11 protein-coding genes are annotated in these 16,980 nt (G+C 74.6%); 1 reads left to right on the plus strand and 10 read right to left on the minus strand.

The window, feature by feature from the left end; translation table 11 throughout:
* Window positions 1-54 precede the first annotated feature (54 nt).
* A complete protein-coding gene (locus ACIBCT_RS16765) occupies window positions 55-1,119 on the minus strand; it encodes a LacI family DNA-binding transcriptional regulator (protein ID WP_344908321.1) in 1,065 nt (354 codons plus the stop codon).
* A gap of 360 nt (window positions 1,120-1,479) precedes the next feature.
* Here ACIBCT_RS16765 and ACIBCT_RS16770 point away from each other — a divergent pair, with 360 nt between their 5' ends.
* Window positions 1,480-2,706, plus strand: a complete 1,227-nt coding sequence (locus ACIBCT_RS16770) for an ABC transporter ATP-binding protein (protein ID WP_399189299.1) — start codon at window positions 1,480-1,482, stop codon at window positions 2,704-2,706.
* An 85-nt stretch (window positions 2,707-2,791) separates the two neighbouring features.
* Here ACIBCT_RS16770 and ACIBCT_RS16775 read toward each other — a convergent pair whose 3' ends face one another.
* From ACIBCT_RS16775 to ACIBCT_RS16815, 9 genes are all read right to left on the minus strand, one after another.
* Window positions 2,792-3,430: an amino acid-binding protein gene (locus ACIBCT_RS16775; RefSeq protein WP_399189301.1), complete on the minus strand. Its 639-nt coding sequence runs from the start codon at window positions 3,428-3,430 to the stop codon at window positions 2,792-2,794.
* A gap of 95 nt (window positions 3,431-3,525) precedes the next feature.
* Entirely contained in the window at window positions 3,526-4,887 is a 1,362-nt protein-coding gene (locus ACIBCT_RS16780) for a hypothetical protein (RefSeq protein WP_399189302.1), read from the minus strand.
* A 241-nt stretch (window positions 4,888-5,128) separates the two neighbouring features.
* On the minus strand, window positions 5,129-6,160 hold the full coding sequence (locus ACIBCT_RS16785) for a methyltransferase (protein ID WP_399189305.1): 1,032 nt from the start codon (window positions 6,158-6,160) through the stop codon (window positions 5,129-5,131).
* 90 nt (window positions 6,161-6,250) lie between these two features.
* Entirely contained in the window at window positions 6,251-7,621 is a 1,371-nt protein-coding gene (locus ACIBCT_RS16790) for an MFS transporter (protein WP_399189307.1), read from the minus strand.
* Window positions 7,618-12,198: an amino acid adenylation domain-containing protein gene (locus ACIBCT_RS16795; RefSeq protein ID WP_399189309.1), complete on the minus strand. Its 4,581-nt coding sequence runs from the start codon at window positions 12,196-12,198 to the stop codon at window positions 7,618-7,620. The genes ACIBCT_RS16790 and ACIBCT_RS16795 overlap by 4 nt, the downstream gene beginning before the upstream one ends.
* Window positions 12,195-12,974 carry a DUF6875 domain-containing protein gene (locus ACIBCT_RS16800; protein ID WP_399189311.1) on the minus strand — a complete coding sequence of 260 codons (780 nt, stop codon included), beginning with the start codon at window positions 12,972-12,974 and terminating at the stop codon, window positions 12,195-12,197. The genes ACIBCT_RS16795 and ACIBCT_RS16800 overlap by 4 nt, the downstream gene beginning before the upstream one ends.
* Window positions 12,971-14,326 (minus strand): FAD-dependent oxidoreductase, encoded by a 1,356-nt coding sequence (locus tag ACIBCT_RS16805; protein WP_399189313.1) that lies wholly within the window; start codon window positions 14,324-14,326, stop codon window positions 12,971-12,973. Before ACIBCT_RS16805 ends, ACIBCT_RS16800 begins: the two co-directional genes overlap by 4 nt.
* The gene (locus ACIBCT_RS16810; RefSeq protein ID WP_399189315.1) at window positions 14,323-15,993 is read right to left on the minus strand and encodes a condensation domain-containing protein; all 1,671 of its coding nucleotides are present in this window, start codon (window positions 15,991-15,993) and stop codon (window positions 14,323-14,325) included. Before ACIBCT_RS16810 ends, ACIBCT_RS16805 begins: the two co-directional genes overlap by 4 nt.
* A complete protein-coding gene (locus ACIBCT_RS16815) occupies window positions 15,978-16,979 on the minus strand; it encodes a DUF6734 family protein (RefSeq protein ID WP_399189317.1) in 1,002 nt (333 codons plus the stop codon). The genes ACIBCT_RS16810 and ACIBCT_RS16815 overlap by 16 nt, the downstream gene beginning before the upstream one ends.
* Window position 16,980 lies beyond the last annotated feature (1 nt).

Consider the following 16,980-nt stretch of genomic DNA (forward strand, 5'->3'; position numbering starts at 1 on the left):
GCCACCCGTCCCCGGAAGGTCATCGGGTCCGGTCGCGGCCGTCCGTGCGGGAGGTCAGCGGTTGACCAGCGGGCCGGAGCCGGTGGAGCTGCGCACCACGAGCTCGGGCTGGAAGATCAGCTCGACGTGCTTGGCGTGCACCCCGTTGATCTCCTCCAGCAGGGTGGCCACCGCCGCCGAGGCCATCGCCCCGATGGGCTTGCGCACGGTGGTCAGCGGAGGGTCGGTGAACGCGATCAGCGGCGAGTCGTCGAACCCCACCACCGAGACGTCACCCGGCACCGTCAGGCCCCGGTCCCGGCAGGCGCGGATCGCGCCCAGCGCCATCAGGTCGGACGCGCACACGATGCCGGTGCACCCCCGGGCCAGCAGCTGGGTCGCCGCGGCCTGGCCGCCCTCCACCGAGAACAGCGAGTGCGAGATCAGCTCGTCCACCTCGACCGCCCCGAGCAGCTGGGACATCGCCCGCCGGTAGCCCTCGATCTTCCTGATCACCGGGACGAACCGGCGCGGCCCCACGGCCAGGCCGATCCGCTCGTGGCCCAGGTCGGCGAGGTGCTGCACGGCCAGCCGGGCCGCGGCCCGGTCGTCCGGGGAGATGAAGGGCGCCTCGATCCGCTCGCTGTAGCCGTCGACCAGGACGATCGGCAGGCCGCGGTCGGTCAGGCGGGTGTAACGGTCCATCCGGGCGGTGGTGTCGGCGTGCAGGCCGGAGACGAACACGATGCCGCTGACCCCGCGGTCCATGAGCAGCTCGGTGAACTCGTCCTCCGGGGCGCCGCCGGGGAGCTGGGTGCACAGCACCGGGGTGTAGCCGTGCTGGGTCAGCGCCTTCTCCACGGCCTGGGCGAACGCCGGGAAGATGGGGTTGTCCAGCTCCGGGGTGACCAGGCCGATCAGCCCGTTGCTGCGCTGGCGCAGCCGCTGCGGGCGCTCGTACCCCATGACGTCCAGGGCCGCCAGCACCGCCTGCCGCGTCGACGACGACACGCTGGGCTTGCCGTTGAGCACCCGGCTGACCGTGGCCTCGCTCACCCCGGCGTGCGCGGCGATGTCGGCCAGCCGGATTGACGCGCCGTCGGGGCGTGAGCGCGAGGTCTGCGCGATTTCACCGTCCATCACGAGCCACCCCACCCTGCGGCACAGGCGGGCGCGAGCCGATCGGCGCCCGGCGTCCCCCGTGCGGTTCGTTTCTGCAAATTTTCACAAACTGTAACATCTCAACCCTCGCGGTGAGGTCGCCGTAAAGCCATCCGGTCATGACCGTCCGTCACATCAGGGAACGAAGAAGTAACCATAAGATGAGCGATTTCTAACGACATCTATGGACACACGGGCAAGCGACGCGATGTACTACCTCATCAATCACACGGCTGGGATCCGGGCGGGGTCGTCCGGGAGGAACGAGCGCGCATGAGTACCGTCGTCCTCGATAACGTGAGCAAGGTGTACCCGGGTGGATACCTTGCGGTTGATCGCATGAGCCTGCGTGCGGAGCAGGGGGAGTTCCTCGTCCTGCTCGGACCCTCCGGCTGCGGCAAGTCCACGTTGCTCCGGATGATCGCGGGACTCGAGGACGTCACCGACGGTGACCTCTGGCTGGGCGGCACGCTCGCCAACGAGCTCGCTCCGCGTGACCGCGACGTGGCCATGGTGTTCCAGAACGGCGCCCTCTACCCGCACCGGACCGTACGCGGCAACATCGCCTTCCCGCTGGAGATCGCCAAGGCCGACCCGGCGATGGTCAGGGAGCGCGTGACCGAGCTGTCGAAGATACTGCAGATCGACGAGACGCTGGAGAGACGCCCTGGAACGCTCTCCGGCGGCCAGCGCCAGCGCGTCGCGATGGGCCGCGCGATCGTCCGCCAGCCCTCGCTCTTCCTGATGGACGAGCCGCTGTCCAACCTGGACGCGGGGATGCGCACCGAGCTCCGGATGGAGATCTCCTCGCTGGTCCGCTCGCTCGGGGTGACCACGATCTACGTCACGCACGACCAGGTCGAGGCCCTGACCCTGGCCGACCGGATCGCCATCATGAACCGCGGCGTGCTGCAGGACGTCGGCACCCCCGGGCAGGTCTACAACGACCCCGCGACCGCCTTCACCGCCGCCTTCCTCAGCTCCCAGCAGCTCAACCTGCTCGCGGCGACCGTCCGCACCCCGCAGAACCAGTACATCCTGCTGGACTTCGGCCCGCATCAGATCATGATCCCTTGGACCGATCCCAGGGCGTACGTCATCTCCCAGCACGTGGGCCGCCAGATCATCGTCGGGCTGCGCCCGGACTGCCTGGCACCGGTCCCCGACAGCTTCGAGGGGCCGGTCTTCCTGGGCCGGGTCCGCGCGCTGGAGTACCACGGTCACGAGTGGCTCGCCTACGTCGAGAGCGGCCTGACCTCCGTGGCCGTCCCCGAGCCGCCCGACCCCCGCCAGAAGGCCCACGCGCTGGGCGACCCCTCCCTGACCGGCGGCCGGATCCGCTCGGTGCTGCGCCGGCTGATGCCCGGTACCGTGGCGGACGAGGACGCCGAGCCCCTGCGGCAGCAGGAGCACGCCAGCGGTCACCACCGCAGGGCGGACCTCATCGTCCGCCTCGGCTCCCGACCGGTCTGGCGGGCCGGGGAGTCCGCCCGGGTCGGCGTGGACTCCACCCGGCTGATGCTCTTCACCATGGACGGCGCCCGCGTCGACCCCCCGCAGCGCTGACGGTCCCCGCCCCGGCCCGCCCCGGGGACGCCGCGTCCCGGCACCGTCGTCCGGTCTCGGAGGTACGTCACCTCGGCGCACCGGCTCAGGGGGTGCGGCTCATGATGGAGACGATCTCCAGCACCCGGACGGCGCGCTCCAGCTCCACGCGGTGGAAGGGCGGCCCGTCGGTGCGCGCCATGACCAGGTGCAGGCCCGTCCCCGGCACCGGGACGCTCATCATCCGGTACCGGCCCGACCCCAGGACGGCCGGCCGCAGCGGGGCCAGGTCGGCGGCCTTGACGCCCGCCAGGCCGCCCGTCTCGTCCAGCGTCCGTGGCGCCTGCCAGCTGCGGTGGAGCAGTTCCCCGCTCTCCGAGGACAGGATCGCCGCCCACTCGGCGCTCACCAGGTCGGGCACCGCGTCCACCAGCGTGGCGAAGGCCCGGCCGGGGTCGGCGGCCACGTGCTTCAGCAGGTCGTAGTCGGGGGCGGCTCCGGGGATCTCCCTGGTGGGCCAGACGCCCTCCACCCGCATCCCCGGCACGCCGGAGAGCCGGTCCCTGACCGTGTCCGCGTCCACGGTGCCCGGCCAGGAGACGGTGAAGTCGTCCACCGCCCGGCCCGACTCCCGTTCCAGGACCGTCACCTGGAGAATGTCGGCGCCCAGCGTGCCGAGCACCCGGGCCGCCTGGCCGAGGGCGCCCGGACGGTCGGGGAAGGAGACCCGTAGCCGCAACATCATCGTCGATCACCTCGCTCTGGTCCCCAGCCTGTCCCAACCAGGTTTCACGAGGGTTCCAGGAAGATGTCCAAAACAATGCTCAAAATCAGTAAATATCAGGATTGGTAGGCACCGGCGGCGGGGGTGGCGGAGAGCACGGCACCGGACACGTCGCGGGCCATGACCGCCCCTCCGTACCAGGCGGGCCCGAGCCGGACACCGCGGCCCCGGGCCGGGGAGCCCGGCCGCAGGCGCAGGTCGGTGGGGCTCCGGAAGCCGGGGTCGGCCATGATCGACCGCGGGCCGAGCGTGAACCGCCTGGAGCGGCCCCGGTAGACGCCCGCGTCCTCGTCGGCCCCCTTGCCGTCCTCGAACCCCACCTGCCCGCCCACCACGATGACGTTGTTGCGCAGCTTCAGGATGCCCGGGGAGCAGCCGTGGTGGCAGGCCCAGCCGATGGTGTCGCGGGCCGGCAGGTGGACCGAGTTGTGCACCGCGACGGTGCCCTTCACCGGGCCCACCACGTGGCGGGGACCGCGGGTGACGAGGAAGGAGCCGCGGCGCGAGGAGGTCACCACGTTGTGCGCGAAGACGTTGCCCGTGGCGGTCCTGCCCTTCCTCGCGCCCAGCTCGACGAAGGTCTCGTTGTTCCTGGCGACGTTGTGGGTGACCCGGTTGCGGTCGCCGTTGAACACCTCGACGGCTGCGCCGTCGGTGCCGTAGTCCCTGCTCTTCGCGTAGCTGCCGGTGATCACGTTTCCGGTGACGAGGTTGTCGTCACCGTTGAGCAGCACGCCGAAGGCGCCGGAGTCGTCGTCGCCGCCCTCGTCGTTGACGCTCATCCGGTCGTTGTCGGTCAGCACGCTGTTCTTGAGGACGTTGTGCGCACCGATGATGTGGACCCCGGTGATGTTGCGGTCGGCGATGACGCGGTCCAGCTCGTTGCGGTTCCCGCTCACCTCGAAACCGGACCACTGGCAGTTGCTCGCCCGTATCCCGGCCACCCGCACGTAGGAGCCCGACACCACCACGCAGGCCGCGTCCCTGCCGCCGATCCTGGGGGCGGCGCCCAGGCCGTACGGCTCGACGGTGACCGGGGCGGCGGCGGTGCCGCGGGCCGACAGGGTCAGCGGGCCCGCCCAGCTCCCGCCGCGCTTGAGGCGCACGATGGCGCCCGGCTGCAGCGTCGCGGCGTTGACGTTGTCGAGGCTGCGCCAGGGGGCCTTGACCGAGGTGCCCGCGGCCGCGTCGTCGCCCGCCCTGGAGTCGACGTAGTAGACGGTGCCGGCCGTGCCCGCGGTGACCGCCGTACCCGACACGCTCGCCGTACCGGACGCGCCCGCGGTGGCCGAGGCGCCCGCGGTGCTCGTCGCGCCCGTCGTGGCCGTCGTGGCCTCGGCGGCGCCGGTGACCGCGACGAGCGCGCTCGCCGCCAGGAGGCCCGTCACGGGAACGATCCAGCGCCTCGTCGAACTCATCGTGGCCACGCTCCATCACCTTCACCGCGCATGTACAGGCGCCGATCCTCGCACAGCAGGCACCCGCGCGGTGATCCGCGGAGCGGACCCACAGCCGACCGTTACCTGGGCTTCACCGGCCCGTGTTCGACCGCGCGGGCCGGGGTCGGCGGCACGCGCCCGGCGACTCCTCGGGACCGCGTGGACCCGTGTGCCCGCGGGCCCGTCAGGCGATCCGCGGGCCCGCCGATCCGCCCGGTCCTCACGCCCGGGTCGCGACGGTCAGGACGTGCGCCGGGGAACGCGTCAGGACGTGCCGTCGCGTCCCGGGACACCCGGCCGCGACGAGCCAGCCGTCGACCGTACCCGGGGAGTGCAGGCGCCCGCCCTGGGTGTGGTGCAGGTTGAGCTCGAAGAACGAGGTGAAGGCGCGCGCGACCGCGTCCCCCCGGTGGCCGGGGTCCCGTTCCAGGACCAGCGCGATCCCGCCGGGGCGCAGCGTGCCCACCGCGGCCCGCACCAGCGCCGCGGCCTCCTCCTCGCCGAAGCCGTGCAGCAGGTTGAACAGCAGCACGGCGTCCTGCCCCCGGTACGGCAGCTCGCCCGTGACGTCCCCGGCGAGCAGCTCGACCCGGCCGGCCAGCCCGGCCGCGGCCGTCGCCGCGCGGCCCGCCTCCAGCGCCGCGGGAAGGTCGACGACGCACGCGCGCAGGCCCGGCCGGTCGCGGCAGTAGGCGATGCTGTAGCGGGCGTGACCGCCGCCCAGGTCGAGCAGCCGCCCGGCGCCGTCCGGCAGGGGGGCGGCGTCCGCGATCTCCTCTCCCAGCCACTCCGCCTGCTCCCGCAGCAGCCGCTGGAAGCGGGCCAGCACGTCGGGCCGCCCGCCCAGCCAGGTGTAGAAGTCGGCCGTGCGGCCACCGGAGCGCACCGACTCCTCCAGCCCGCCCCAGAGCCCGGCCATGACCTCCTGCCAGAACAGCAGCGTGTTGCCGTACCCGCCGAGCAGGGAGCGTGCCACCGCGGTCGGCGCGTACCCGCCGGGCCCGTCCGTCACGTACCCGGTCGCGGCCAGCGCGCCGAGCAGGACCCGCAGCCCGGCCGGGTCCGCGCCGAGCGCCGCGGCCAGACCGGGAAGGGGTACGGGACCGTCCGCCAGGGCCTCGAACAGGCCGAGCCGGAGCCCGGCCGCCGCGGCCTGCGCGGCCATGGCGCCGATCAGGTCCAGGTGGGGACCGGGCGCCTCGCCGCTCTCCAGGTAGCGGCGCGCGTCCTCGGGGGTCAGGTGCAGTGGCATGGGACCTCGTTCGCGGGTTTCACGGTGGGCTCCGGGTGGGGATCGGGGACGGGGACGGGGACGGGTGGGGGATCGGGAACGGACGCGGGGTCAGGAGGCAGGGTCGGGAGCGGTCCGCGCTCGGACCGCCCCGGACGCCTCGGACGCCTCGGACGCCTCGGGGACCTCGGGGACCTCGGGGACCTCGGGGACCTCGGGGTCCAGGCGGCGGAGCCGGGGGCGGGCGTAGGTGGTGATCGCCAGGACGACCAGGAGCAGGCCGTCGATCAGGAAGATCAGGGCGGTGCCCCTTCCGGGACCGGTGCCGATCAGCTCCCCGGCGCTTCCGGCCAGCGCGCCTCCCGGCATGAGCCACGGGCCGGTGAGGTGTTCGGCCGCGGGTGCGGCACTGAGGTAGGCGACGGGCATCGCGCACTGCCCCAGGGTGCGGGCGGTGGCCAGCACCCGGCCCAGCGCCTCGCTCTCCGTCCTGGTCTGCAGGACGGTCGTCACGCACCCGTTGACCACCGGCAGGACGAACAGGAACGCCGGGGCGGCCACCGCGATGAGCGCCACCGAGGGGGACAGGCCGTGCGCGGCCAGCGCGATCCCCCCGATCCCCATGAACAGGCTCATCCCCGCGATCCTGTGGCGCGGCCCTCCCCAGGCGCCCATGAACAGGCTCCCGGCGAACAGCCCCGCCCCCCCGGCGAAGACGAGCACGCCGAGCGTGGCGGGCCCGGCGAACGACAGGATGAGGGGGCGGACCAGCACCCCCGCCACGGCGAACGCGAGGTTGAACGCGGCCGAGACCACCACCAGCGGGAGCAGCCCGCCCCGGCGCAGGTGACGCAGGCCGAAGAGCAGGTCGGCGCCGAGCGACGGAGCGACGGCCGTCCCGCCGGGGCGGGTGACCGCGCGGGGCAGCCGGGTCGCCAGCACCACGGCCGTCGCGACCGCGAACGACAGCAGGTCCAGCAGGAGCACTCCGCGTACCCCCACCACCTCCAGCAGGGTTCCGGCGGCCACCGGCGCCGCGATCTGCAGCCCCCAGGTGGCCTGCATGAGCCCGTTGGCCCGTCCCAGGTGGCGCTCGGGCACCAGCAGCGGCGTCATGGCCTGGTAGACGGTGAGGTGGAAGGTCCCGCAGACCGCGCCGACCGCGGTGGCGAGGTAGACGTGCCACACGGCCAGGCCCTGCGTCTGTACGACGAGCAGCAGCGCGGCCGTCGACAGCGCCGCCCCGCAGTCGCTGAGCACGAGCACCCGCTTCCTGTCGAAGCGGTCGACGATCACCCCCGAGAAGGGCGTGATGAGAAGGCCCGGGAGGGTGGCGCAGAGCATGGTGAGCGCGAACTGCGTCTCCGAGCCCGACTCCTGGTAGACCCAGACGCTGAGCACGAAGCCGGTGAGGCTGGAGCCGATCACCGACACCAGTTCGGCGGACCAGATACCGGCGAACCTGAGCGCGTCGGCCCTCATCGGATCCCTCCCGGTACGGACGTCCCGGCGGGGCCCGGGGCGGGAACGGGCGGGGGCGTCGCCTCCGCGGGCCCCGAGGACGCCTGGGCGCCCTCCGGTGGGGGGATCGTCCCGGACTCGGCGAGGAACGCGAGGTAGCGGCCGATGAGGGCCGGGCCGGGCGGCGGGCACGCGAACGAGCAGTCGAACCGCAGGCGGCGCGGGCCGGGCGGTTCCGAGCCAGGATCGGTGAGGAACGGCCCCGTCTCGACCGGCTCGCCCGCGGCCGAGCGGCGCTGGACCTCCGCGCGCCAGCGCTCCCAGGGGACCGTCTCCACGTCGTACCCGTGCTCGGCCAGGGCGTCCGCCATCCGCCGGTAGGTGATCCCCGCGGCGTCGGCGTAGTGGAAGTCGCGCCCGGCCGTACCGGGGTCCAGCAGCCTCTCCGCGATCGCGGCGGCGAGGTGGTCGACCGGGACGACGTCCTCGGCCACCGGGACGTCCGGCACCATGCGGAGCCTGACGAAGGTGGCGAGCAGCCGGTTGAGGTAGTCCCCCGGGTCGCCGCGACCGGTACGGCCGTGGCCGCCGACCCTCGCGGGGCGGTGGATCGTCACGGGCAGGCCGTGCTCGCGGGCCCGCCGCACCAGCGCGTCCGCGACCCACCTGGTCCGGTAGTACGGCGAGTCCAGACCCGCCGGGTCGTCGGGGGCCTCGTCCTCGGTGACGGGACGCTCCCGTCCCGTCCAGCCCAGGTACACGCCGAGGGTGGAGACGACGTGCAGCGGGGTCGGCCGCCGGTGCGCGGCCAGCCGGACGACCTCGATCGTCCCTCCGACGTTCACCGGGGCGAGCGTCCGGTACGGCAGGACGAGGTTGACGACCCGCGCGGCGTGGCAGATCAGGTCGTTCCCGACGGCCACGGAGTCGTGGACCTCCGGGGTCAGTCCCAGCCGGGAGGCCGCCAGGTCTCCCGGCAGGCCGGTGATCCTGTCCCGGTAGGCGGGCCGCCAGAGACCGTGCCCGGCCAGGACGTCGTGGACCCGGCGAACGGCCTCGTCCTCGCCGCCCGCCCTGACCAGGCATGTCACCCGGGCGACACCGCGGTCGAGCAGCGCGGCGAGCAGGTTCGCCCCGAGCAGGCCGGTCGCCCCGGTCAGCAGCACCCGTTCCGGTCTCCGCGCCCCGCCGGACGCGGAGCCGGTGACCGGGAGCGTGGCCTCTCCCGGGGCCGCGCCGGAGTGCGGCCGGCCCGGTTGCGGGAGACCGGACGCGTCGCGCACCGCGCCGAGGAGGCCGAGCACGTCGGCGGGGAACACCGCCCGTGCCCTCAGGTCGTCGTCGCCCGGGGCGGGTTCCGGGACGGTCACGCGGGCGGCGAACCCGGCCAGGTCGGCCGCCTCGAAGAGATCGGCGAGGGACGGCTCGGTACCGGTCTCGCGGCGGATCTCCCCGAGCACCCGGGCGGCCGACATCGAGGAACCGCCGAGGGCGAAGAAGCCGTCGTGGCGTCCCACCCGGGGAACGCCGAGCGTCCGCGCCCACACGGCGGCGATCGCCGTCTCCAGCGGGCCGCGCGGCGGGACGTGACCGGACACGCGCCGGGAGACGTCCGGGAGCCTCGCGGTGTCCACCTTCCCGTGCGGCGTGCGCGGGATCGCGTCGAGCGGGACGAGCAGCGCGGGCACCAGGTGCCGGGGCAGCCGCTCGCGCAGGAAGTCCCGCAGCTCCTCCGGGTCGACGGTGCCCGGCGCCACGTAGCCGACGAGCCGGTCCCCCTCCGGGGCCGCCGTCACGGCGGCGTCGCGCACCGCCGGGTGCGCCACGACCGCGGACTCGATCTCGGCCGGTTCGATCCGGTGGCCGTTGACCTTCAGCTGCCGGTCGGCCCGCCCGAGGAATTCCAGCGTCCCGCCGGGCAGGCGCCTGGCCAGGTCACCGGTCCGGTACACGCGGGCCCGCGCGCCCGGGGCGTGGGGGTCGGGGAGGAAACGGGCCGCGGTCTCCCCGGGCCGGGCGACGTAGCCCCGGGCCAGGCAGTCCCCGCCCAGGTGCAGCTCGCCGGGCGTGCCGGTCGGCGCCAGGCCGCCCCGGCGGTCGACGACGTACGCGCGCACGTGCGGCAGCGGCCGTCCGATGGGCAGGTGTTCCCGCCCGGCCGCCTCGGCGCCGTCGCGGGTGCGGTGCACGGTGGCGCACACGGTCGCCTCGGTCGGGCCGTAGTGGTTGAACAGCTCGACCCGCCCGCCGGTGGCCGCGGCCCAGGCGCGGACCGCCCAGAGCGGCACCCGCTCCCCGCCGACCATCATCGTGGTGACCGGCCAGTCGTCCGGCACCGAGCCGGGGGTCAGTTCGGTGGTCCAGCGGCGCCAGAGCGAGGCCGCGGTGTCGACCGCGGTGACCTCGTGCCGCGCGCAGAAGCGCACCAGCTCCGGGCCGTCGAGCAGGGCCGGGTCGGGGTGCAGCACCAGGGCGGCCCCGGAGCACAGGGCGGGGAAGAGGTCTCCCACCGAGGCGTCGAAGGTCAGCGGCGGCAGCATCAGCACCCGGCCTCCGGGCCCGAACCCGTGCACGGCACTGAACGACCCGGTCAGCCGGGCGAGGGTCCCGTGCGTCACCATCACCCCCTTGGGGAGCCCGGTGGAACCCGACGTGTAGATCACGTACGCGAGGTCCTCCGGTTCCACGGGAGGGACGGCGTCCCCGGTGGCCGCGCCGTCCTCCCCGGCGGCCCGGACGGCCTGGACGTCGGCGTCGGAGTCGGAGTCGGCGTCGGGGTCGGGGGCGCGAAGGGCGTCGCCGGGGTCGGGGGTGGCGCCGGGGGCGCCGGGGGCGTCGGCGCCGGGGGCGTCGAGGTTCAGGAGGGTGCCGGGGTGACCGGCCAGCGCGTCCGCGTACCGGGCGGAGGTGACGGCGACGACCGCCCCGGCCTCCCGGAGGATCCCGGCGAGCCGGTCCGGCGGGTCGGCCGGGTTGAGCGGCAGGTAGGCGGCGCCCGCGCGCAGGGCGGCGAGCAGGGCGACGACGGCGTCCGGCCCGCCGGGCAGGACGACGGCCACGACCGAGTCCCGCCGCGCCCCGGCCGCGCGCAGCCGTCCGGCCAGCCACGCGGAGCGGCGCTCCAGTTCGCCGTAGCCGACCGTCCCGGCCTCCGACACCAGCGCCGGGGCGTCCGGGGTCTCGGCCGCCCGCCGGGCGAAGAGCTCGTGAACCGCGGTGAAGCCCCCGGACGGCGGGCCACCTCCGGGGCCCGCGCCGAGGTCACCCTCGTCGTGCAGCGGGACCTGCCAGACCCGCAGGTCCGGCGTGGTGGTGAAGGCCGTCAGGAAGGCGGTGACGTGACGCAGGAACCGGTCGATCGTGTCCGCGTCGTACAGGTCGGCGGAGTGGTCGGCGTGCAGGTCGATCCGGCCCTCCCCCACGGTCACCACGAGGGTCACGTCGAAGCGGGCGCCCGGGGACGAGGTGCGCAGCGGCCACGGCTCGACCGCCAGGCCCTCCGCCCTCCGCCCGGACCGGCCCGCGGACTCCATCACCAGCAGCGTCTGGAACACCGGGTTCCTGCTCAGGTCGCGGGGCACCCCGGCCAGTTCGACGATCTCCTCGAACGGGATCGCCTGGTGGCCGAGCCCCCGGATGACCGAGCCGCGCACGGCGCGCAGCAGCTCGTCCAGGGTGGGGTCGGCCCGCAGGTCCGTCCGGACCGGGACGAGGTTGACGTAGAAGCCGACCGAGTCCTCCAGGTCGGGCAGGCCCTCGGAGTACCTGTCGACCAGGGCGGTCCCGACGACCACGTCCTCCTCGTCGGAGTACCTGGCGACGGCCGCGGTCATCGCGGCCATCGCCAGGACGAACAGGGTGGTGCGCCTGGCCCTGGCGAGGGCGTACAGCTCGGGCACCAGGGCCTCGGGCAGGCTCAGGGAGCGCCGGGCCCCGTCGCGTACGGGCTCGCGCGGCCGGGGCCGGTCCTGCGGCAGGGTGCTGAGGGCCGGGGCGCCGGACAGGTGCTCACGCCAGTGGGCGCGACCGGCCTCGCGGGCGTCCCGGTCCTGCCCGGCGAGCCAGGCGGCGTAGTCGGGGAACTGGGCGAAGACGCCCGGCGGGGGCTCCGCCCCCTCGGTGAGGGCCCGGTAGCAGGCCCACAGGTCGTCCTCCAGGATGCCGATGGAGGGCCCGTCGCACACTATGTGGTGCAGGCACCACACCAGGACGTGCTCCCCGGGGGCGATCCCGATGAGCACGGCCCGGTGCAGCGGGCCGCCGTCGAACGCGAACCCCCGCGCGAGCAGGCCGTCCGCCAGGGCGCGTGCCTCCGGCTCGCCGGGGAGGATCACCACGTTCAGCTCGGGCCCGTCCTCGCGCACCACCTGGGCGGGTCCCTCGACGACGGCCAGGCGCAGCGCCTCGTGGCGGCGTACCACGGCGGTGAACGCCGCCCGCAGCGCGTTCACGTCGAGCGGTCCGGTGACGCGCTGGGAGGTCCAGCACACGTAGGACGTCCCGGCGCCCTGTCCGGCCCGGTCGAGGAACCACAGGCGGGCCTGGGCCGGGGTGAGCGGGACGGGCGCCGAGGGGTCGCGGCGCGCGATGGGCGTCATTCCGCTCCTTCCAGGACGGTCTCCAGTGCGGTGTCGGTCGCGGCGTCGCGGACGGCGCCGGTCACGGTGGCGGTCACGGCCCCGGCCACGGCGCCCGTCACCGCGTCGGTCACGGTGGCCTCCACGCTTCCGGCCTCGGTGACCGTCTCCCGCAGGTGGGCGGGGACCCGGCCGCCGAAGCGGGCCAGGTAGGCGTCGCGGTGGGCCGGGTCCAGGTGCAGGAACGGCAGGTCCGTGGCGACCATGTGGCGGATCGCGAGCAGCGGCACGGGCCCGGACAGCGGGCGCAGCAGCGGGTTCCACAGGCCGGGCTTGTCGGGCGGGCCGTCGTGGAACTCCCCGACCATCAGCCCCTCCTCGACGAAGCGGTCCTTCAGCGCCTCCTGCGCGGCGTCGACGAGCGCCACCCGGCCGGCGAGGCCGGGCAGCAGGATCAGGATCGTGGTGAACACGGCGTCGGGCTCGCCCCGCGGGGCGAGCCCGGTGAACCAGGCCCGGTACGGCTCCACCAGGGCGACGACGTCCTCCACGGTGCGGGGGGCCGTCCCGGGCACCGCGAGGTAGAACCTGCCCCTGCTCAGCGAGCCCTGGGCGTAGGGGCAGACCGGGCCGTTGCGGCCCAGGTCGGGGTGCGGGCGGCACAGGTAGGTCTCGGCCCAGCCGATCACGGCCCGCAGCGCGTCCCGGTGCGCGTGCGCCTCGGGCGGCGGGTACGGGAGGTCGAGGTCGGCGACCTCGATCAGATGGAGCGAGGGGTCGTCGGGGTGCACGATCACGGGGAGGTCCTCCGAGCAGAGGTGAGCTTCACGGCCGCGAGGGCGGCGCCGGTCGCCAGGGCGGCACCCGACCAGCGCAGTACGCGGTCCTGGTGGCGGGCCCGGCGCAGCGCCTCGCCGTACGGCATGTCGGTGTGCGAGACCATCGTGTAGAGCGGCCGCCACAGGGTGGGGAAGATGCGGTTCAGGGCCAGGTCGGCCTGTCTGCGGGCCAGCCGCAGCGGGGAGCGGGTGCCGTCGCGCAGGTCGGCGAAGTTGCGTTCGGACAGGTCGGCCAGGATGTCGGTGTGCGGCCTGCGCAGCCGCTGGTACGCGCCGAACGCCGCCGCCCGGTCGCCGGGGTGGCGGGCCAGGCAGTCGTCGAGCACCAGGCAGTCCTCCAGCGCCGAGTTCATGCCCTGGCCGTAGAAGGGGTAGACCGCGTGGGCGGCGTCGCCCACCAGGACCACCCGGCCGGCGTGCCGCCAGCGGGAGGTGCGGATGGTGACCAGGTTGCCGACCGGGGCGGCGGCGTACTGGGCCGCCAGGTCGGGCACGAGGTCCGCGAATCCGGGGAAGACCCGGCCGAGGAAGCGGACGGCGTCGCGTTCGCCGGTGAGGCCGTCGAAGCCCGGCGCGCCGGGGACGCCGGTGTGCGGCAGGAAGAGCGTGGCGGTGAGCGAGGCGTCCACGTTGGGGTGGGCGACGATCAGGGCGCCGTCCCCCGGCCAGACGTGCAGCGCCTCCAGCGGGACGCGGGGGCCGCCACCGGGGGCGGCGGGGATCGTCAGCTCCTTGTACCCCCATTCCAGGAAGTCCTGGCGGTAGCCGGTGGGGAGCCCCCGCTGCATGGCGGCGCGTACCGCGGAGAACGCGCCGTCCGCGCCCACCACGAAGTCGGCGCGGGCACCGCGCGCCTCCCCGGTGACCGCGTCGGTCAGCGTCAGGCCCGCGTTCTCGCGGTCGACCCCGGCGCAGCGGACGCCGAAGACGTGCCTGACGCCCTCGTGCGCCGCGGCACGCTCGACCAGGAGGGTGGTCAGCTCGTCCCGGTCGACCGAGTAGAGGATCTGCGCCGGGTCGGTGCCGTACGCCTGGAAGACGGCCTGCCCGTCCGGGCGGTGGACGACGCGCCCCCGCATCGGGACCAGCCGGTCGCGCAGCGTCTCCCACAGGCCGACGTGCCGCAGGGCGCGGATGCCGCGGGCCGACAGGCCCAGGTTGATCGAGCGCCCCTCGCCGTCGCCCTTGCCGTCACGCGGGTCGGGGCGCAGGTCGTAGACGTCGACCCGGTGGCCGCGGCGGGCGAGGAGGATGGCGAGCAGCGACCCCGCGGGTCCCGCCCCGACGATCGCGGCCCGTCCGGCCGTCATGAGGTCTCCTCCCCCGGTGCCGTGCCGGAGTCCTCGGCCTCGGCGGAACGCTCCACCATGCCAGGGCTCTCGGCCGTGCCGGAACGCGGTGACGTGTCCAGCCCCGGCAGCGGCTCGTCCGGGTCCTCGACCGCGAGGCGGGCGTAGCGCTGGAAAGCCTCGGCGAGCTCGGCGGCCGTGGCGGGGTCGTAGCCGTAGTGGTTGTAGACCACGGCCGCGAGCATGGAGCCGTCCCGCTGCTCCTCGACGATCAGCTCGGGGGCACTGAGGTCGAGCTCGCCCGGGTTCGCGGCCCATTCGAGCCTTTCCTGCTCGCGCGGGAAGGGGAACGCCTCCGACAGCAGGCCGGGGAAGTGCGGGGCGCCGAAGCTCTCGTAGTGGATCCGCGAGGGGAACGGCACCCGCATCCGGGTCTCCAGGTAGGAGTGGAACTGGTGCGCGACCGCCCCGACCGAGACCTCCCTGACCCGCTCGACCAGCTCGGTGTAGGCGGGCTCGCCCGAGGCGTCGAGGCGCAGGACGAGCGACTGCACCAGGCAGCCGATCAGCGCCTCGTGCTCGGGGGCGGTACGGCCGGGCACGGGGGACATCACCACCAGGTCCGTCAGCCCGGTCCACTGCCGCAGCAGCCAGGTCCAGCAGGCGGCCACCGCCATGAACGTGGTCGCGCCGCGGCTCTGGGCGGTCTCGCGCAGCCGCCGGGCGAGGTCGGCGTCGATCTCGAAGGCGTGCCTGCGCCGGGAGAACAGGGTGGTGTCCCGCCGTCCGGGAAAGGGCGTCAGGTCGCGCGGCGCGCCGTCCAGCACCCGGTCCCAGTACGGCCGGTTGGCCGGCCAGCGCGCGCGGGCGAACTCGCAGTAGGCGGCGTAGGTCATCGGCAGCGGACGCAGCCGGACGGGGTGTCCGGTGCGCAGCGCCGAGTAGGCGATGCCCAGCTCGCGAAGGAGGACGCCGAGTGAGAAGCCGTCGAAGGCGAAGTGGTGCACGGCCAGGGCCAGCACGTGGTCGTCCTCGTCCAGGCGTACCACCAGGGCCCGCACCAGCGGGCCGCGCAGCGCGCTGTCGAGGCGCATCCGCTCGTGCCACACGATGCGTTCGGCGTCGCGCTCGCGTTCCTCGGGCGTGTCGCCACGGGCCTCGGCCTCGTCGACCTCGGGGGGCAGCTCGTCCGCGATCAGGACCTGCCCGGAGGCGGTGACGACGGTGCGCAGCGGGTCGTGCCGGGCGATCACCGTCTCCAGCGCCCGGGTCAGGAGGGGGACGTCGAGGGCGTCCCGGATGCGGACGGCGGTGGCGCAGGAGCCGATGTCGCGGACGGGGTCGCCGGAGAACATCCACTCCAGGAACTCCTCCTGCTGCGTGCTGAGCGCCGCTCCCCCGCCCTCCTCCCCGCCCGCCGCGGCGGCGGGCGGCGGGGCGGCCGGGCGGCGGGCGCCGTCGATCCACCGGGCCTGGCCCGCCAGCTCGGGCCGGTCGAAGGCCAGCGCCGGGGTGGCGGGCACGCCCAGCCGTTCACCGATCAGGGTGGCGAGCTGGGCCGCTCTGAAGGAGTCCCCGCCCAGTTCGAAGAAGTTGTCGCCGGGAGCGACCTCGGGGACGCGGAGCACCTGGCGCCACAGGGCGCCCAGCTCCGTCTCGGTGCTCTGCGCGGTCACGCGGTCTTCCAATCCAGGACGCTGGGGCCGTGCGCGGCGAGGTCGCGGCGTACGGCGTGGACGAGGTCGGCGCACCCGGCGAGGGCGGGCACCGACGGCAGCAGGTCGGCGGCGCCGGGATGGTTCCAGAGCAGGTCCTCCAGCAGGTAACGCCAGTAGGCCGGGCGCAGCTCGGGGAACTGGCGCAGCAGGCGCTTCTGGTTCCAGGTGTGGTGGAAGCGCCCGGCGTGGGAGGGCCCGTCCCACTCCTCGGTCTCCACGACCCAGAAGCGGTCGGTGAGCGGGCGCAGGTCCACGCCGAGAGAGCGGGCGACCGCGGGGGCCAGGCGCTGCTCGGCGAAGGTCTGGCGGACGATCGGCTCGGTGGCCGACGGCCCGGCGTTCCCCGTCATGAAGGCCATGGCCGCCTCCGCGTACTCGGCGCGGTGCCGGTCGTCGAGGAAGACGGACAGGGCCATGTTGGCCGCGGGGGTGTCGAAGAGCCAGCGTGACAGCTCCAGGCCGGCGGGCCGGGGGACCTCCTCGGGCGGCGGGTAGACGGCGTTGTCCACCGACTCCCAGTGCGCGAACACGAACCCGCCCCGTCCCAGGTGGCCGACGGGGGCGCGCAGGTAGAGGTCGGTGTCGACGACGGCGAACGGGGCGGCGTACAGGAGGGCCGTGTAGATCTTGCCCGCCGCGAAGTACAGCAGCGGGTCCACGTCCAGGGCGTCCAGGTCGTCGAGGCGGGTGTCGACGCGGTCGTAGAGCACGTCCAGGCCCTGCGCCGCGGTGTAGGAGGCGCCCAGCTCGTCGGTCACCAGCGCGACACCGCCGTGGAAGGCCCGCCAGGCGTACGCGCTGTGCACGCAGGTGAGGATCTCCTCGATCGGCATCGTGTACGGGCCGTTCTCCAGGGCCCGGTCACGGTGGCGGCGCAGGCCCGCCCGGTAGGGGCCGGTCCAGTTGACGTGCAGCCCGGGCACGGCCGGGGGCGGTGGGGGTGATGGGAGGGTCACG

This window comes from Streptosporangium sp. NPDC050855 (assembly GCF_044456585.1).
In the GTDB taxonomy this organism is placed as follows: domain Bacteria; phylum Actinomycetota; class Actinomycetes; order Streptosporangiales; family Streptosporangiaceae; genus Streptosporangium; species Streptosporangium longisporum.

Bases quoted from the DNA above. Each gene is read 5' to 3' on its own strand.
- ACIBCT_RS16765 (WP_344908321.1), bottom strand. From the start codon at position 1,119: ATGGACGGTGAAATCGCGCAGACCTCGCGCTCACGCCCCGACGGCGCG.
- ACIBCT_RS16795 (WP_399189309.1), bottom strand. From the start codon at position 12,198: ATGACGCCCATCGCGCGCCGCGACCCCTCGGCGCCCGTCCCGCTCACC.
- ACIBCT_RS16785 (WP_399189305.1), bottom strand. From the start codon at position 6,160: ATGCCACTGCACCTGACCCCCGAGGACGCGCGCCGCTACCTGGAGAGC.
- ACIBCT_RS16775 (WP_399189301.1), bottom strand. From the start codon at position 3,430: ATGATGTTGCGGCTACGGGTCTCCTTCCCCGACCGTCCGGGCGCCCTC.
- ACIBCT_RS16780 (WP_399189302.1), bottom strand. From the start codon at position 4,887: ATGAGTTCGACGAGGCGCTGGATCGTTCCCGTGACGGGCCTCCTGGCG.
- ACIBCT_RS16790 (WP_399189307.1), bottom strand. From the start codon at position 7,621: ATGAGGGCCGACGCGCTCAGGTTCGCCGGTATCTGGTCCGCCGAACTG.
- ACIBCT_RS16805 (WP_399189313.1), bottom strand. From the start codon at position 14,326: ATGACGGCCGGACGGGCCGCGATCGTCGGGGCGGGACCCGCGGGGTCG.
- ACIBCT_RS16770 (WP_399189299.1), top strand. From the start codon at position 1,480: ATGAGCCTGCGTGCGGAGCAGGGGGAGTTCCTCGTCCTGCTCGGACCC.